Source organism: Plantactinospora sp. DSM 117369 (assembly GCF_053764795.1).
Map to the genome: position 1 here is coordinate 116,740 of NZ_CM132446.1, position 14,526 is coordinate 131,265.

At 71.3% G+C, this 14,526-nt stretch carries 15 protein-coding genes, 1 tRNA gene and 1 riboswitch; of the genes, 6 read left to right on the forward strand and 10 right to left on the reverse strand.

All coding sequences use genetic code 11. The features are described 5' to 3' along the window. Positions 1–46: 46 nt before the first annotated feature. Complete coding sequence (locus ACSMXO_RS00525; protein ID WP_455416319.1) at positions 47–715, reverse strand: DedA family protein; 669 nt, start codon at positions 713–715, stop codon at positions 47–49. Between the two features lie 201 nt (positions 716–916). On the opposite strand from ACSMXO_RS00525, the gene ACSMXO_RS00530 reads away from it, so the two are divergent. The 3 genes from ACSMXO_RS00530 (at position 917) to ACSMXO_RS00540 (ending at position 4,214) form a co-directional block, all read left to right on the forward strand. After that, positions 917–1,645 carry a hypothetical protein gene (locus ACSMXO_RS00530; protein ID WP_455416320.1) on the forward strand — a complete coding sequence of 243 codons (729 nt, stop codon included), beginning with the start codon at positions 917–919 and terminating at the stop codon, positions 1,643–1,645. Positions 1,646–1,815: 170 nt separating this feature from the next. Next, positions 1,816–3,162 carry a hemolysin family protein gene (locus tag ACSMXO_RS00535; protein WP_455416321.1) on the forward strand — a complete coding sequence of 449 codons (1,347 nt, stop codon included), beginning with the start codon at positions 1,816–1,818 and terminating at the stop codon, positions 3,160–3,162. Beyond that, complete coding sequence (locus tag ACSMXO_RS00540; protein ID WP_455416322.1) at positions 3,159–4,214, forward strand: hemolysin family protein; 1,056 nt, start codon at positions 3,159–3,161, stop codon at positions 4,212–4,214. Before ACSMXO_RS00535 ends, ACSMXO_RS00540 begins: the two co-directional genes overlap by 4 nt. Here ACSMXO_RS00540 and ACSMXO_RS00545 read toward each other — a convergent pair. Next, positions 4,211–6,196 (reverse strand): N-acetylmuramoyl-L-alanine amidase, encoded by a 1,986-nt coding sequence (locus ACSMXO_RS00545; protein ID WP_455416323.1) that lies wholly within the window; start codon positions 6,194–6,196, stop codon positions 4,211–4,213. The genes ACSMXO_RS00540 and ACSMXO_RS00545 overlap by 4 nt on opposite strands. 266 nt (positions 6,197–6,462) lie before the next feature. Beyond that, a riboswitch (cyclic di-AMP (ydaO/yuaA leader) is annotated at positions 6,463–6,603 on the forward strand. A gap of 12 nt (positions 6,604–6,615) precedes the next feature. Here ACSMXO_RS00545 and ACSMXO_RS00550 point away from each other — a divergent pair. After that, positions 6,616–7,656, forward strand: coding sequence for a C40 family peptidase (locus ACSMXO_RS00550; protein ID WP_346261028.1), 1,041 nt, complete (start codon positions 6,616–6,618; stop codon positions 7,654–7,656). A gap of 147 nt (positions 7,657–7,803) precedes the next feature. On the opposite strand, the gene dcd is transcribed toward ACSMXO_RS00550, so the two are convergent. Continuing rightward, positions 7,804–8,382, reverse strand: coding sequence for a dCTP deaminase (dcd, locus tag ACSMXO_RS00555; RefSeq protein ID WP_346261027.1), 579 nt, complete (start codon positions 8,380–8,382; stop codon positions 7,804–7,806). Between the two features lie 100 nt (positions 8,383–8,482). Between dcd and ACSMXO_RS00560 the strand changes: the two genes are divergently transcribed. Next, the gene (locus tag ACSMXO_RS00560; RefSeq protein WP_346261026.1) at positions 8,483–9,055 is read left to right on the forward strand and encodes a pyridoxamine 5'-phosphate oxidase family protein; all 573 of its coding nucleotides are present in this window, start codon (positions 8,483–8,485) and stop codon (positions 9,053–9,055) included. A 1-nt stretch (position 9,056) separates the two neighbouring features. Here ACSMXO_RS00560 and ACSMXO_RS00565 read toward each other — a convergent pair whose 3' ends face one another. Continuing rightward, positions 9,057–10,043 carry a zinc metalloprotease gene (locus tag ACSMXO_RS00565; RefSeq protein ID WP_455416324.1) on the reverse strand — a complete coding sequence of 329 codons (987 nt, stop codon included), beginning with the start codon at positions 10,041–10,043 and terminating at the stop codon, positions 9,057–9,059. Positions 10,044–10,256: 213 nt separating this feature from the next. Here ACSMXO_RS00565 and ACSMXO_RS00570 point away from each other — a divergent pair. After that, a tRNA-Gly gene (locus ACSMXO_RS00570) sits at positions 10,257–10,327 on the forward strand. 63 nt (positions 10,328–10,390) lie between these two features. Here ACSMXO_RS00570 and ACSMXO_RS00575 read toward each other — a convergent pair. From ACSMXO_RS00575 to ACSMXO_RS00600, 6 genes are read right to left on the reverse strand one after another with little or no spacing between them, the layout of a single operon-like run. Next, the gene (locus ACSMXO_RS00575) at positions 10,391–11,560 is read right to left on the reverse strand and encodes a tyrosine-type recombinase/integrase (protein WP_455416325.1); all 1,170 of its coding nucleotides are present in this window, start codon (positions 11,558–11,560) and stop codon (positions 10,391–10,393) included. A 56-nt stretch (positions 11,561–11,616) separates the two neighbouring features. Next, positions 11,617–11,832 carry a helix-turn-helix domain-containing protein gene (locus tag ACSMXO_RS00580; RefSeq protein ID WP_455416326.1) on the reverse strand — a complete coding sequence of 72 codons (216 nt, stop codon included), beginning with the start codon at positions 11,830–11,832 and terminating at the stop codon, positions 11,617–11,619. Then, entirely contained in the window at positions 11,829–13,589 is a 1,761-nt protein-coding gene (locus ACSMXO_RS00585; RefSeq protein WP_455416327.1) for a replication initiator, read from the reverse strand. Before ACSMXO_RS00585 ends, ACSMXO_RS00580 begins: the two co-directional genes overlap by 4 nt. Continuing rightward, entirely contained in the window at positions 13,586–14,158 is a 573-nt protein-coding gene (locus ACSMXO_RS00590; RefSeq protein ID WP_455416328.1) for a DUF2637 domain-containing protein, read from the reverse strand. Before ACSMXO_RS00590 ends, ACSMXO_RS00585 begins: the two co-directional genes overlap by 4 nt. Continuing rightward, positions 14,155–14,340, reverse strand: a complete 186-nt coding sequence (locus tag ACSMXO_RS00595; RefSeq protein WP_455416329.1) for a hypothetical protein — start codon at positions 14,338–14,340, stop codon at positions 14,155–14,157. Before ACSMXO_RS00595 ends, ACSMXO_RS00590 begins: the two co-directional genes overlap by 4 nt. Further along, complete coding sequence (locus ACSMXO_RS00600; RefSeq protein WP_455416330.1) at positions 14,337–14,525, reverse strand: hypothetical protein; 189 nt, start codon at positions 14,523–14,525, stop codon at positions 14,337–14,339. The genes ACSMXO_RS00595 and ACSMXO_RS00600 overlap by 4 nt, the downstream gene beginning before the upstream one ends. Position 14,526 lies beyond the last annotated feature (1 nt).

A 14,526-nucleotide genomic window follows, 5' to 3' on the forward strand; every position in this document is an offset into this window, starting at 1 on the left:
CGGGGCCGGACCGGGCCGCCGCGGTGGACGGCCCGGGACCGGCGGGTCACATCCGGTGGCGGCTGCGCGGCCGGTCGCGGCGGGCCAGCCGGGAGAGCACGAACCAGCCGACCGCGATCACCACCAGCGCGATCACCACCTTCTGGAAGAGGCTGGCGTACTCCTCGACCCGGTGCCAGTTCTCGCCGAGCAGATAGCCGGCCAGCACGAAGACGGTGTTCCAGATCAGGCTGCCGAGGGCGGTGCAGAGCAGGAAGGTGCCCAGCCGCATCCGTTCGATGCCGGCCGGGATGGAGATCAGGCTGCGGAAGATCGGAATCATCCGGCCGAAGAAGACCGTCTTGACCCCGTGCCGGACGAACCACGCCTCGGTGCGGTCCACGTCGGCGAGCTTGACCAGCGGCAGCCGGGCGGCGATCGCCCGGGTACGCTCCCGGCCGAGCAGCGCCCCGACGCAGTAGAGCGCCAGCGCGCCGACCACCGAACCGAGGGTGGTCCAGAAGATCGCCGACCAGAGGCTCATCTCGCCCCGGCTGGCGGCGAAGCCGGCGAGCGGCAGGATGATCTCGCTGGGCAGCGGCGGGAAGAGGTTCTCCAGCGCCACCGCCAGGCCCGCTCCGGGGGCACCGAGCGTGTCCATCAGGTCGGTCGCCCACTCGGCGATCCCGCTCAGCGGGGTGGGTTCGGCGGCCAGCGGAGCCGTATCATCGATCATGAATTCGACGCTAGCCGGTGCCACCTGTCCAAACCCTGTGGACCGGCGCCCGATCGACTGCCGGGCACCACAGTCACGCACTGCGGTGAACCACACACGGCACTCGTTCGTACCTGTCGATGCCGGACCGCCGTCGGCGGTCCCGAACCAGGCGATGGCGGGCCGGCGACGGCCCCAGGACCGCGAGGAGGCGGGCGCCGCGTGGCGGAAAGCGCACCACACCGGATGGCGGCGGAGTCGAGTGGACGGCACCGGAAGGCCGGGCCGGTCGACCGGCGCGACCGGTCGGGACGCCGGCTCCGGGTGATCTCCACGGTGGGGCTCGGGGTCGGGCTGCTGCTCCTGGCCGTCCCGTTCGGCGCGGAGACGCTCCGGACGATGGGCTGGGGTGGCGGCACCGAGCCGGGGGTCGGCGTACCGGCGGCGGTGGCCAGCCCGCCGGCACCGGATTCGACACCGGCGGCCTACCCGACCCCGGACGACGTCCTGCCGACCGGTACGCCCGGAACGACCCCGACGCCGACCTCCAGCCCGACCTCCCGGGCGACCGGCGCTCCCGCGCCGACCCCACCCGCGCCGTCGAACTCGTCGCGGCCACCGCTTCAGGGCGCGGCGGCACCGACGCCACCCGCGACCACCAGCCCACCGCCCCCGCCGGCCGCCCCGACGCCGCCCCCGCAGCCCGTGTTGCTCGGCCCGGACGGCCGGGACGAGCTGGCCCGGATGATGGACCGCTACTGCGACGAGCACGTCGGCGGGGCGAGCTGGGCGGACACCCGTGACGACGGCGGCTGGGAGTGCGAGCGGCTGCTGCTGCCCTCCCGCACCGTCGACATGGACCGGGCCTGCCGGGACACCTACGGCGACGGCGCGTTCGCGGAGAACCCGGAGGGCCGGGACCCGTTCGGCTGGCGCTGCCTGCGGCGCTGAGCAACCCGCGCGGAAGCCTCGCCGGCCGCCCCGGGGCACGCCGGCCCACTCACCGTGGCCACCGGGCAGCCGCCGCCTGGTCGGGCCGGTACTGTGCTCGATAATCGCGGGCCGGACGCAACCACGGTCGAGGTGAACGGATCATCGACGCCCTACTCCTCACCACCCTGTTGCCGCTGGTCGGCTTCGTCCTGCTGACCGCCGGCAACGCCTTCTTCGTCGCGGCGGAGTTTGCCCTGGTCACCGTCGACCGGGCGGAACTCGACCGGCGGGTGGCCGGCGGTGACCGGCGGGCCGGCACGGTCCGCAAGGCGCTGCGGGAACTCTCCTTCCAGCTCTCCGGCGCGCAGCTCGGCATCACCATCACCGCCCTGCTCACCGGCTATCTCGCCGAGCCGGCGCTGGCGAAGCTCTTCGCCCCGCTGCTGCGCCCGGTCGCCGGGGACGCCACCGGGCGGGTCACCCCGCTGCTCGCGCTGGCCCTGGCGACGCTGCTGTCGATGCTCTTCGGCGAGCTGGTGCCGAAGAACGCCGCGCTGGCCCGGCCGATGCCGACCGCGCTGGCCACCGCCGGGCCGATGCGGACCTTCTCCCGGATCTTCGGCTGGCTGATCCGGGGCCTGAACAACTCGGCGAACTGGCTGGTCCGCCGGCTCGGCGTCGAACCGCAGGAGGAGCTGGCCAGCGCCCGCTCCCCCGAGGAACTCGGCCTGCTGGCCGCGATCTCGGCGCGGGCCGGGGCGCTGCCCCGGGAGACCGCGATGCTGCTGCAACGGACTATCCGGTTCGGCGACAAGCGGGCCGCCGAGGCGATGACGCCCCGGGTCGACGTGGTCGCGCTGCGGGCCACCGCCTCCGTCGCCGAGCTGCTGGCGCTGGCCCAGCAGACCGGCCGGACCCGCTTCCCCGTCTACGAGGAGACCGTCGACCTGGTCACCGGGGTGGCCGGGGTCGTCGACGCGCTGGGCGTACCACCCCACCGCCGGTCCCGCACCACGGTGGCCGCGGTGGCCCGCGAGCCGGTGTACGTGCCGGAGAGCCTGGACCTGGACGGCGTACTCGCGGCGCTCCGCTCGGCCGGCGCGGACCTGGCGATCGTGGTCGACGAGTACGGCGGCACCGACGGGGTGGTGACCGTCGAGGACCTGGTCGAGGAGCTGGTCGGGGAGATCGCCGACGAGTTCGACCCGGTCGCCGACGAGTTCGACCCGGACGCCGAGAAGTTTGCCCCGGACGCCGCGCCGGAGACCCCGGTCGAGTTGACGGTGCCGGGCGGGGAACGCACCGTGCTGGTCGACGGGGTGCTGCGCGAGGACGAGCTGGTCGAGCAGGTCGGCTTCCGGCTGCCCGAGGGCCCGTACGAGACGTTGGCCGGGTTTCTGCTGGCCCGGCTCGGCCACATCCCGGTGGCCGGTGAGACCGTCGAGGAGCAGGGCTTCGAGTTCACCGTGGTCGAGGTGGTCCGGCACCGGATCGAGCAGGTCCGGGTGGTCCGGCCCGAGGAGGCCGCCGGGTGAACCTGCTGATCACCCTCGGACTGCTGCTCGGCAACGCCTTCTTCGTGGGCAGCGAGTTCGCGCTGATCGCCTCCCGGCGTACCGTGATCGAGCCGCTCGCGGCCGGGTCGCAGCGGGCCCGGTGGGCGCTGTCGGCGATGAACCAGATCCCGCTGATGATCGCGGGCGCCCAGCTCGGCATCACCATCTGCTCGCTCGGGCTCGGCGCCATCGCCGAGCCGGCCCTGGCGCACCTGCTGGAGGAGCCGTTCCACGACCTCGGGCTGCCGGACCGCGCGGTGCATCCGATCGCCTTCGTGATCGCGCTCGGCGTGGTGGTCTTCCTGCACACCGTGATCGGCGAGATGGTGCCGAAGAACATCACCCTGGCCGGACCGGAGCCGTCCGCGCTCTGGCTCGGGCCGGCGATGCTGGCGTTCTGCCTGGCGACCAAGCCGCTGCTGCTGGCGATGAAGTGGACGTCGGCGCGGATCCTGCGGCTGTGGCGGATCGAGGCGACCGATGCGGTGAAGACGGTCTTCACCGCCGAGGAACTGGCCGGGCTGGTCTCGCAGGCGCGGACAGAGGGATTGCTCGGCTCAGAGGAGCACGCCCGGATCACCGGCGCGCTGGCGCTGAACCGGCGTACCGCCGCGGACGCGCTGCGGCCCTGGGCGGCGGTCACCACCGTGGCCGAGGACGTCTCTCCGGCCTCCCTGGAGGTGCTGGCGACCCGCACCGGCCGGTCCCGGTTCCCGGTGGTGCAGCGGGCCACCCGCCGGGTGCTGGGCTTCGTGCACGTCAAGGACGTCCTCGGGTACTCCGGTGCGGCCCGCCGGGCGCCGGTCCCGACAGAGCTGCTCCGGCGGCTGGCCGTGGTGCCGCCGGACCGGAGCCTGGCCGACCTGCTGCTGTCGATGCGCCGGGAGCGCCGGCACATGGTGCTGGTCAGCGACGGGCGGGTGCCGATGGGGGTGGTCACCCTGGACGACGTGCTCACCGCCGTCGTCGGGACGGCCACGGACCCCACCGGCACCGGTGCGCAACCCGCGCCGGCTGCCGGCCAGGTCTAGCGCGGCGCGCCGATCGGCGACGGCAGCAGGTGTACGTCGTCGGCGTTGACGAACATGATCCGGTGACCGAACTGGATCTGGACGTACCTCAGGTCGCCCCGGACCACCGTCCAGTCACCGGGTGACGAGCCGTCGAAGGTGGTGGCCCGGTAGTACTCGCTGGGCAGCACGTTGCCGACGGCGTACCGCTGCCCGGCGGCGAGGGTGTACTGCAACGGCGTGACCGCCTGCACCGGCACGCCGGCCGGATAGGCGTCCGGCTCCGGGTACGCCCTGCCGTACACCGGGATCGTCGCCCGGCCCGGCTTCGGCGTCGCGACCAGCCCGAGCGCCCACTTCGCGGTCGGGTTGCTCCTCGGGTTGTGGAACCACGCCTTCTGCCCGAGATACCAGATCGCCGTCCAGTCGCCCTGCCGGCCGGCGAGCGCGTAGGTCTGGCCGGCCGAGGCCCGGGCACCGTGGTCGGAGATGTGCATGGTGTTCGGGGTGCCGTCCGGGCGCAGCGCGATGTCGTTCACCAGCGGCGCGTCGGCGGCCGGCGCGGTACGCAGGATCACCGACGACGATCCCCGGGCCGGGCACGGCACCCCGGCGGTCTCGCAGCCGGTGAAGGCCGGCCGGTTGGTGGCGAAGTCCGGATCGATGGTGACCAGGCCGGCGGCGGGCAGGCCGATGCCCCGGAACGGCGCCTTGAGCAGGTCGAAGTAGTGCGACCAGTCCCAGTACGGGCCCGGATCCCAGTGCATGCCGCGCACGTTCGCCGGCAGGATGCCCGGGACGTTGTCGTGCCCGATGACGTGGTCGCGGTCCAGCGGGATGTCGTACCGGTCGGCGAGGTAGCGGACGAGTTTGGCCGAGGTCCGGTACATCGCCTCGGTGTACCAGGTGCCCTGGGCGGCGAAGCCCTCGTGTTCGAGGCCGATCGCCTTGGCGTTGACGTACCAGTTGCCGGCGTGCCAGGCCACGTCCTTGCCCTTCACGTGCTGCGCGATGTGCCCGTCCGCCGAGCGGAGCGTGTACTGCCAGCTCACGTAGGTCGGGTCCTGCACCAGCCGCAGCGTGGTGTCGTAGCTGCCCTCGGTGTCGTGGATGACGATGTACTCGATCTTCTGCCGGCCCGGCCGGTCGGAGAGGTCGTGGTTGCCGTAGTCGCCGTCCCCGAACGCCTGGTAGGGGGCCGGAATCCACTCGCAGGAGATGTCGCGCGGGCACTCCAGCCCGTCCGGACGGGGCGTGCCGGGCAGGCCGAGCCGGTCCAACCAGGAGCGCTGCGGTGCGATCCCGGGGCGGCCGGGCAGGGTGATCCGATGGCCGTCGTCGGTGGTCCGGGTGGCGCCCTCGGCGAGGGTCCGGTACACCTCGTCGGCGAAGGCCGCCGCGGCATCCGCGCGGTCGCTGCCGGCGTACCGGGCCACCGCGCCGTACCAGGCCGCCGGGTCGCTGGCCGGGCCTGTCGGCGCGGCCAGCGCCTGCTGGTACGACGCCAGCAGCGCCGCCCCGCCCCGGATGTTCGCCGCCGGTTCGGCGCGGAGTAGGTGTTCGTCGACCCCGGTCAGCGCGGCGGCGGCGTCCAGGGTCTGCCCGCCGGGCGGTGCGTCGCCGGTCCGGTCGGCGTACGGCCCGGCCGGTCCGGTCACCGGTCGGGCGGGTCGGGCGTCGTCACCGCGCCGGTCCTCGCCGTGCTCGGGGTGTTCCGGCTCGGCGGCCAGCCCGGCGACGTCGGTCAGGTGCATCGGGCCGTACCCGCCGCTGGTGCTCGGCGTGCCGGCGTTCGTGTCCCAGCGAGATTCCAGATAGGAGACGCCGAGCAGCACGCTCTCGGGTACGCCGAACTCGGCCGCCGCGGCGGCGTACTCCTGTTGCCGGGTGTCGGGGGATGTGACGGTGGCTGGCGCGGGGCTGGCCGGCAGCAGCGCGGCGGCGCCGACGACTGCGGCCCCGATCGCGATTCTCCTGCTCAGCGGGTGTCTGGTGGGAAGCATCGAACCTCCATGAGCCGGGGGTGGGCCTGAAGATCACCCTCCACCCGGGACCGGTGCCCGTCAATACCTGCCGACAGAGCTCGTCGCTATGCAGAAAACTTTCACCGACACGCAGCGTGTTCGGCGTGTCCCAGTGGCTCCCACCGTCAGCGACCGGTCCGATACCTAACGAATCGACTCAGATCACGGGGTTGCGTTTGGATAACACCCTTCTCTAGTGTTGGGGACCGTCGAGCCGACGGCAGGCCGCCTAGCCGGGCGGCGACGTCTCGACACCGCCGAATCGTCACACTCAGCGAACCGGGGACCCGAGCTTCATGGGGTGAATCCGCGTCTCACGCGGTAGGGCGACAATCTTCCCGCCCGAACCCGTCAGCTAACCCGGTAGGCGGGCTACGGAAGAAGGAGTACGGACCCCGGTGGCTCCCCCTGCCCCGTCGCGGTCGCCATCCCTCCGGTCGGCATCCACCGACGCCGGGAACGCGAAACCGCGCCCTCGAAGGTCCATTCTCGCCATCGCGCTCACCGCACTGGCCAGCGCCGCGGTGTTGCTCACCGGCACGACGCCGGCGCTCGCCGAACCGTCGGTGGCCGAGATCGAGCAGCAGATCGACACCGCCTGGCGCAAGCTGGAGCCGGTCGTCGAGAAGCACAACGCCACCCGGCAGGACCTGGCCGCGAAGAAGAAGCAGGCCGCCGCCCTGCAGAAGAAGATCGCCCCGCTCCAGTCGCAGATCGACGCCGCGATGAACCGGGTGAGCGACTTCGCGGTGCAGGCGTACAAGGGTGACAAGGCCTCGGCGGTCAACGCCCTGCTCACCTCGAAGTCGCCGACCGCGCTGGTCGGCCAGCTCTCGGTGCTCGACCAGTTCGCGCGGCAGCAGCAGCGCGAGGTGCAGGCGGTCGTCGACCTCAAGGACAAGTACGCCTCCCAGAAGGCTCCGCTGGACCGGCTGGTCAGCCAGTTGACCAAGACCGAGAAAGAGCTGGCGGCGAAGAAGAAGGAGATCGACGCCGAGGTCGAGCGGTTGCAGAAGCTGCGGATCCAGGCGTACGGGAACGGCTCGGCCGGCCCGCTGCGGCCCGCACCCTGCCCGGCCACCTACCCTGGAGGTGCGGCCGGCAAGGCGGTCAAGTTCGCCTGTGCCCAGATCGGCAAGCCGTACAAGTGGGGTGCCGAAGGCCCCGGCTCGTACGACTGCTCTGGCCTGACCCTGGCGGCCTGGAACCAGGGCGGCGTGTCGCTGCCGCACAACGCCCGGGCGCAGCGCAGCCAGACGGCCAGCATCAGCCGCTCCGCGCTACGCCCCGGTGACCTGGTCTTCTACTACGCCGACCTCAGCCACGTCGGCATGTACGTCGGCGACGGCTGGATCGTGCACGCCTCCCGGGCCGGCGAACCCATCAAGATGAAGCGGATGGACGACGGCGAGATCCACAGCTTCGGCAGACCCGGCTGACGCCTGCCGGACCGAGTCAACGGCAGAACCCCCGTCGCGCAGGTGCGGCGGGGGTTCTTGCCATTCGGTTCTGTTCGCGTTCCAGCTTCCGGTCGGGCCCGGTCCGGGCCGTTCGGTGCCGGTGTGCTGCTGCTGTCGACCGCGGCGTCAGCGGGTGGGCCAGGTGCGCCAGTTCTGCCAGGAGCGGCTCGGGGTGGGGCCGCGCTGCCCCTGGTAGCGCGAGCCGTAGACGGCCGACCCGTACGGGTGGGCGGACGGCGACGAGAGCCGGAAGATGCAGAGCTGACCGATCTTCATCCCGGGCCAGAGCCGGATCGGCAGGTTGGCCACGTTCGACAGCTCCAGCGTGACGTGCCCGGAGAAGCCGGGGTCGATGAAGCCCGCGGTCGAGTGGGTGAGCAGGCCGAGCCGGCCCAGACTCGATTTTCCTTCGAGTCTTCCCGCCAGCTGGTCGCCGAGGGAGATCACCTCCAGCGTGGAGGCGAGCACGAACTCACCCGGGTGCAGCACGAACGGCTCGCCGTCCGGCACGTCGACCAGCGAGGTCAGGTCGTCCTGCTGCACCGCCGGGTCGATGTGCGTGTAGAGGTGGTTGTTGAAGACCCGGAAGAGCCGGTCCAGGCGTACGTCGATGCTCGACGGCTGCACCAGCGCGGGCTCGAACGGCTCGAGCGCGAGCGTGCCCGCCTTGATCTCGATCACTAGGTCGTGGTCGGAGAGCAGCACCGGATCACCTTAGCGAGTCGTGCGAAGTCGACGGGCCGCGACCTCGCCGATGGGTGGGATCGGGGTAGGTGATCGAACATGTGTTCGATAGAATGTACCCATGGCATCCTGGTCCGAATTCGCCTCTGACGAGCCCCGACTCGCCGACGCGATCCGCGTCCTCATCCAGCAGTACGGCCCGGGTCTCGGCTACCTGGCGACCGTGCGCGCCGACGGTGGGCCGCGCGTGCACCCGGTGTCCCCGGTCATCACCGACGAGGGACTCTTCTGTTTCGTCGTCGACTCTCCGAAGCGGCGCGACCTCGAACGGGACGGGCGCTACGCGCTGCACTCGTTCCCTCCCGAGGACAGCGACGACGAGGCGTACGTCGCCGGCCGGGCCCGACCGGTGACCGACCAGGCGCGGGTGGACCAGCTCGCCGGCAACCTGCGGGCCGCACCGCAGGTCGACTGGCGGCTCTTCGAGTTCACCGTCGACGTGGCGATGGTTGCCCGGCACGGCAGCAACGGCGCCACGCCGCTTGCCGCCGGAGACCGGTCCGAGCGTCCCGCCGTGCAGGTCTGGCTCGACCCGGCCGGCGCGGCCGGCGGTCCCGAGGGCAGTGCCGCCGCCGCGCCAAAGCGACGCGGCCGGCGCCGGGCCGTCGAAGAGGCGCCGGTCCCGGCGTCCTGACCTACGGCTCGCGGAACGCCTTCCACGCCCTGAGCATCCGGAGCGCCTGCCCAAAGGTGAACTCGTACATGCAGGCGTCGACCGAGTAGTCCATGAAGTTGTGGATCGGGTCGAGGCCCGGCCTTGTCGTGCAGGTGTCCCGTCGCTGCGGGCAGCCGAAGCCCGGCTCCGCCTCGGCGGGCGTGTCGAAGACGTGATCGCCTCGACCCGCGCAGCCCTCCTGGAAGGTGTGGTAGAGGTTCAGCCAGTGTCCGATCTCGTGGGTTGCGGTGTCACCCGCGTTGTACGGCGCCGCCGTGCCGCCCGGCAGCGACTCGGCGAGTACCACCACCCCGTCGTGCGGGTCGAACTCGCGCTTCGGAAAGGACGCCCAGCCGAGCAGTTCGTCGTCCAGTAGTCCGGTGTAGACGTTCAGGGTGTGCTTGCCGCCGACCCGCAGCGCACGCTTCATCTGCGCCTCCGCCGGGCTCTCCGGCACGATCGGATACCAGGCCGGGTTCACCACCCGGTTCACCTTCCTCAGCCTGAAATGGAACGGCGTCCAGGCCCCACCGGTACGCCCGCCGAACGAGTCGTTCAACACCTTCAGTTGGGTGTTGATCAGTGACAGTGGGATGTCCCCGTCGGCCCGGGTCCGCCGCTCGCTGATCACGTGGAACACCACGTTGACGGTGATCCTGAGCCTCGCCGATACGCCAAGCGGTGCCACCCCGACCCGTTGTGCGTACGCCGAGTCCACCGCACGATCCAGTTCGGCGGCCTCGGTCGGAGTCAGCTCGTTCGGCTCGGTGGTGTGCGCCGCTCCGGGCCGCATTTTCCCATCTGGATGAGCCTCGGTCGTCTCGGCGCAGCCCGGTCCGCCGGACCCTCCGGCCGAGCCCGGGGGTGCCGCCACCACCGGACCGGGTCCGAGCAGCAGGACGAGAAAGATGCTCGCCATGCCGGTCATGCCGGAACGCGACGACGGTCGCAGTCCACGAAACGCCATTGCCAACACCCTTTGCATCCGGAGAGTGGCTCTGTAATGACGCAGAGCCATAGTTGCAGGTGGGGCGGACGTTACTCGCCGTGGCCGTAGTTGCAAACGAGGCGGCACGGCGTGGTTCGCGACCGATCCGAGCGAGTGGCAGCGCGCTCGCCGCCGTACCCGGGGGAGGGTGAGTGCATGATCGGACCCGACCAGGTACAGTGGGGTCCGCTCGCGGGTGTAGTTCAATGGCAGAACATCAGCTTCCCAAGCTGACAGTGCGGGTTCGATTCCCGTCACCCGCTCGGACAACGAAGGCCCAGGTCAGAGAACATTTCCTGACGCTGGGCCCTCGTCGTATCTGATCTCTATCCGGGCGTCGTGCCCCCTGCGTGCCCCTCCGGTTTCGCGTGCCCTTCCGTGCCCTCCGTCGTGTCGCCGGCCGGGTCGGCGGGCGCCTGGTCCTGGTCCACGTCGGCGGTGCCGTCGGTGGGCTTGCGCGCGTCCTCGACGAGCTTGCTCAGCGCGTCGGCGATCTTCCGATCCCGGCCGGCGGTCTTGTGTAGGTAGATGAGCGCGGCCCGGGTGGTGGAGTGGCCCATCCGGTCCATCAGGTCGCGCAGCGTCGCGCCGGTTTCCGCCGCCCAGGTGTTCCCGGTGTGCCGGAGGTCGTGGAAATGGAGATCCGGGATGCCGGCTTCCGCCGTTGCCTTACGCCAATGGTCCTGGAAGTTCGACCGGCGCAGCGGCCCATTCTTCGGCCCGACGAACAGCAGCGCTTCCGGACCCTTCCCGGTGAAGTCCTTCAGGTGCCGTACAACGTCGGGCAGACAGATGCTCGGGATGGTGACGACGCGGACGCTCGCGTCCGACTTCGGCGGGCCGAAGACGAGTTCCGCCGTGGGCAGCTCGACGACCGACCGCTCTACCAGCACAGTGCCGCTGTCCGTGTCGACGTGCTTCCGGGCGAGCGCCGCCAGCTCACCCCAGCGCAGCGAGTTGAAGCAGGCCAGCAGGACGAGGATCCGGTACCGGTCCGGCACCGCGCCCGCGATGGTGAACACCTGCTCGATGGTCGCCGTGGGCCGCTCCGGACTCTTCTCCTGGCCGGCGCCCGGGATCTGGCACGGGTTCTTCGTGATCAGCCGGTCGGATACCGCCGTGTTCAGGATCGACCGCAGCAGCCGGTACGCCTTCGCCACCGTCACCGGGCCGACCCCGGCATCCAGCAGCTCCCGCCGCCATTTTCGGAGCCGAGGCGTGGTGACCTCGGTCAGCGTGAGTTTGCCGAGCGCCGGAGCGATGTGCAGCCGTAGCAGCCCCTCGTAGAGCACCACCGTCTTGGGCCGCAGCTTCGGCCGCTCCCGAATCCACGCCTCGCCGTACGGGAGCAGGGCGACCTTGCCCGCTTCCGGGTCCAACCAGTCGCCCCGGGCGATCTCCGCTTCCTTTGCCGAAAGCCAGAGATCCGCGTCCCGCTTCCGGTCGAACGTGTCCGGCCCCGGCCGCAGTACGCCGTCCGGCCCGGGATACCGCACCTGATAGCGCCCGGATGGGAGCTTCCGAACCCGCCCGAAGTGCCGCCGCTTCGGCATTACGCGGCCCTCCGCATGCTGACCGCCGGAGTAGCCGGGATGACCCGGCCGGCGGCGACGAACGCGTCCAGGGCGTCAGGTTCGATCCGGACGTGAGCGCCGAGCTTGACGTACGCGATCCGCCGTTCCTCGATCAGCCGCCGGACGAATCTCGTTGAAGTGCGTAGCCGCTCCGCCGCCTCGTCGACCGTCATCAGCTTGTCCACAGTGGTCATGCCTCCCCGTCTGCCGTTGTGGTGCTTACTGCGGTTGCCGAAAGGTCAGGCGTCGCTCCCTGGGCTGCCCGGTCCTTCGCGGCGAGGAGTTCGGTACGCCACCGGGCGCGTTCGGAGATGGCGCGCATCAGCCGATGTGACATGGGGCCGACGTCCGGGTCGTCGGGTCGGGCGAGTTCCCACGCGTGGCGTACGGGTTCGGTGGTGGCGCCCTGGGCGTGGTCTACCCCGGCAAGGTCGGTGGTGACGCCGAGGAGCGCCCGGACCCAGGCACGGGCATCGTGCTTGTGGTCGGCGAGGGTCTTGCCGGACCAGTCGCGGGAGATGAGGATGCGCCGACCGCCGATGCCGAGGGTTTCCCGCTGGTGCACCTTGCCCTTGCACCGGCCCGGCTTGAGCTTCGCGTGCGCCTTCTTCGGCTGGACGCCGAACAGCAGCCAGTTGGCACACCGGTCGGTGCAGGGTGTGATCTGGAGCTGCTGCCAGAGCCGATCGAGGTGCCGTTGCTGCCGCTCGGTGATGGCCTTGTGGCAGTCGCCGGTGGCCTTGGTGATGTACTTCGTGATGTAGCGGATCGTCCGGGCCGCATCGTCGGTACCGGGCATGACGCCGCGTGCGTCGACCTGGGTGCCGAAGCGGACGACATGCACGGGTTCGGCGTCGGGGTCCTGGTCGATAGCGTCGAGTGCTTCGGTCCAGGTGGTCAGCGGTTGCCGGGTGTCGGGATCGGCCCAGGCTCCCGCATGCTCGTCCCAGACCGGTGGCCGGTCGCGGGTGTAGAGCTGCACGTCGACGGCTGGCCACCACACCTGGTGGTAGGTGGCCGCTGCCACGGTGCGCAGGATTTCGCGGGGGATGGTGCCCCGGATGGCGAAGTGCGCGTGTGGTGCGAGTCGGCGTTGTGGCTCGACGCAGCCGGCGTACTGGACGTTCCAGCCCTCGCAGCGCCGGAGGTTCTGCCAGAACCGGTCGAGGAGTCGGGGGAAGTGGACCGCGTCCCAGGCTGCCCGGCGGTAGTCGTACCGGTCGGGGTTGACCGGGGTGCCGTCGGAGAGCACCGGCCCATACGAGTCGAGAGTGAGGGTTAGCCACATCGACGGCCGGTAGGTCGTGCCGTCCGGGGCGGTGTAGACCTTGCCGACGGTGCGCCGCTCGACCTTGCGGCGGGGTAGGTCGGGTGCGTCCTGTCGCCGCTTGGTCGACCGCTTGCGCCGCCGCCCGGTGTCCTCGTCGCCCTGGCCGTCGTCGCCGGACTGGTGAGGCGGACCGACCCGACCCCGTAGCCCTTCGGCCGTGATCGCCTCTTCCACCTCGCGGATGGCCTGGTCGAGGTCTTCGATCTGATCCCACTGCGAGGCGCGGGTCGCTTCGTCGCGGCCGTATTCGAGGTGCGCCCGCAGCACGATCAGCGCCTTCTGCTCCTCGGTCGCGGGTTCCGGGCCGGGTAGCGGTTCGTCGGTGCGGTGCCAGCCTTCCCGGATCTGCGCCTGCCGTAGCCGGCGGTTCTTCTTGGCGCAGGCCGGGCACTTGTCCTCTCGGGTCGCGCCGCAGGGCAGGTCGATGAACTCAGTCTGTCCGGTGTTCAGGTCGGTGCGGCGCATGGCGAGGGGGCGGATGCAGACGCCGTATTCGGTGGCGACGTCCTTGAGGACGTCGACCGCGCGGGGTAGGCCCATCCGTGCCGCCCGCGACCCCGGCCGGGGTTGCTCCGGAGTCGGGGCGGGCGGGTCGAGGCCGGGCAGGGTCGGTGCCGTCATCGGGCGGCCCCGGCGGAACGGGTGGGGTGGACGACGCCGAGCGGAGGCAGCACCGCCGACGATCCCGGCCGCGATGCCGATACCGGGGCGTAGACGACCGGCGCGCGGTCCTGGACCGGTTCGGGGTCAACGGTGACGGGTCCCGGGTCGGGGTCGTCGACGACGGCTGGCGCTTGGTCGTCGGTGGCCGGGACGGTGGCGGGTGTGCTGGACAGGACGACTTTGACCAGGGCGAGGAAGGCGAGGGAGGGAACCGCGGCCACGATCCAGCCCCAGACCGACGGCTCGGCTTCGGCGACCTGGGCAGCGAGGGAGAGGAAGGCGAAGCCGACCAGGAGGAGGGCGACGAACCCGACCGGACGACCGGCCCGACGCCGGGCACGGATCTCCAGGCCGAGGTAGATGGCCATCAGCTCGACGGCAACGGCGTTGGCCCAGCCGATCCAGTCGGGTTGACCGTGCGCGACGGTCAGGTCATGCACATGGGTGAACGCGGCAGCCCCGGCCATCCCGCCGATGGCGAGCAGGATCAGCAGCCGGGCAGCAGCTTCGAGGCGTACCCGCATCATCGGCCCGCCCCCGCCCGCTCGGTGCGCAGGTCCCGGACGACGTGGGCACCGTCGATGGTCCAGATGGCGCGGATGGCGTGGTCGACGCAGGTCCAGGCACGGTCGCCGGTCCCGTGCTCGATCTCGATCAGGCCTAGCCGGTCACAGGCCAGCTCGCCGGGGTGGAGGGTGCACGACTTCATCGGTTGCCCTCCTCGTCGGGCCGGATGGTCAGGTCGATGCGGATGCGCCGATACCGCAGCTCGGTGCGGTGGTTGAGGAAGGCAGCCAGGCCGCGCAGGGCAGCCGCCGCCTTGTCAGGGGGAGCGACGAGCCGGATGCGCAGCGGCCGGCGGAATGCAGCCGCGAAGCGGTCGAGGGGTGTCATG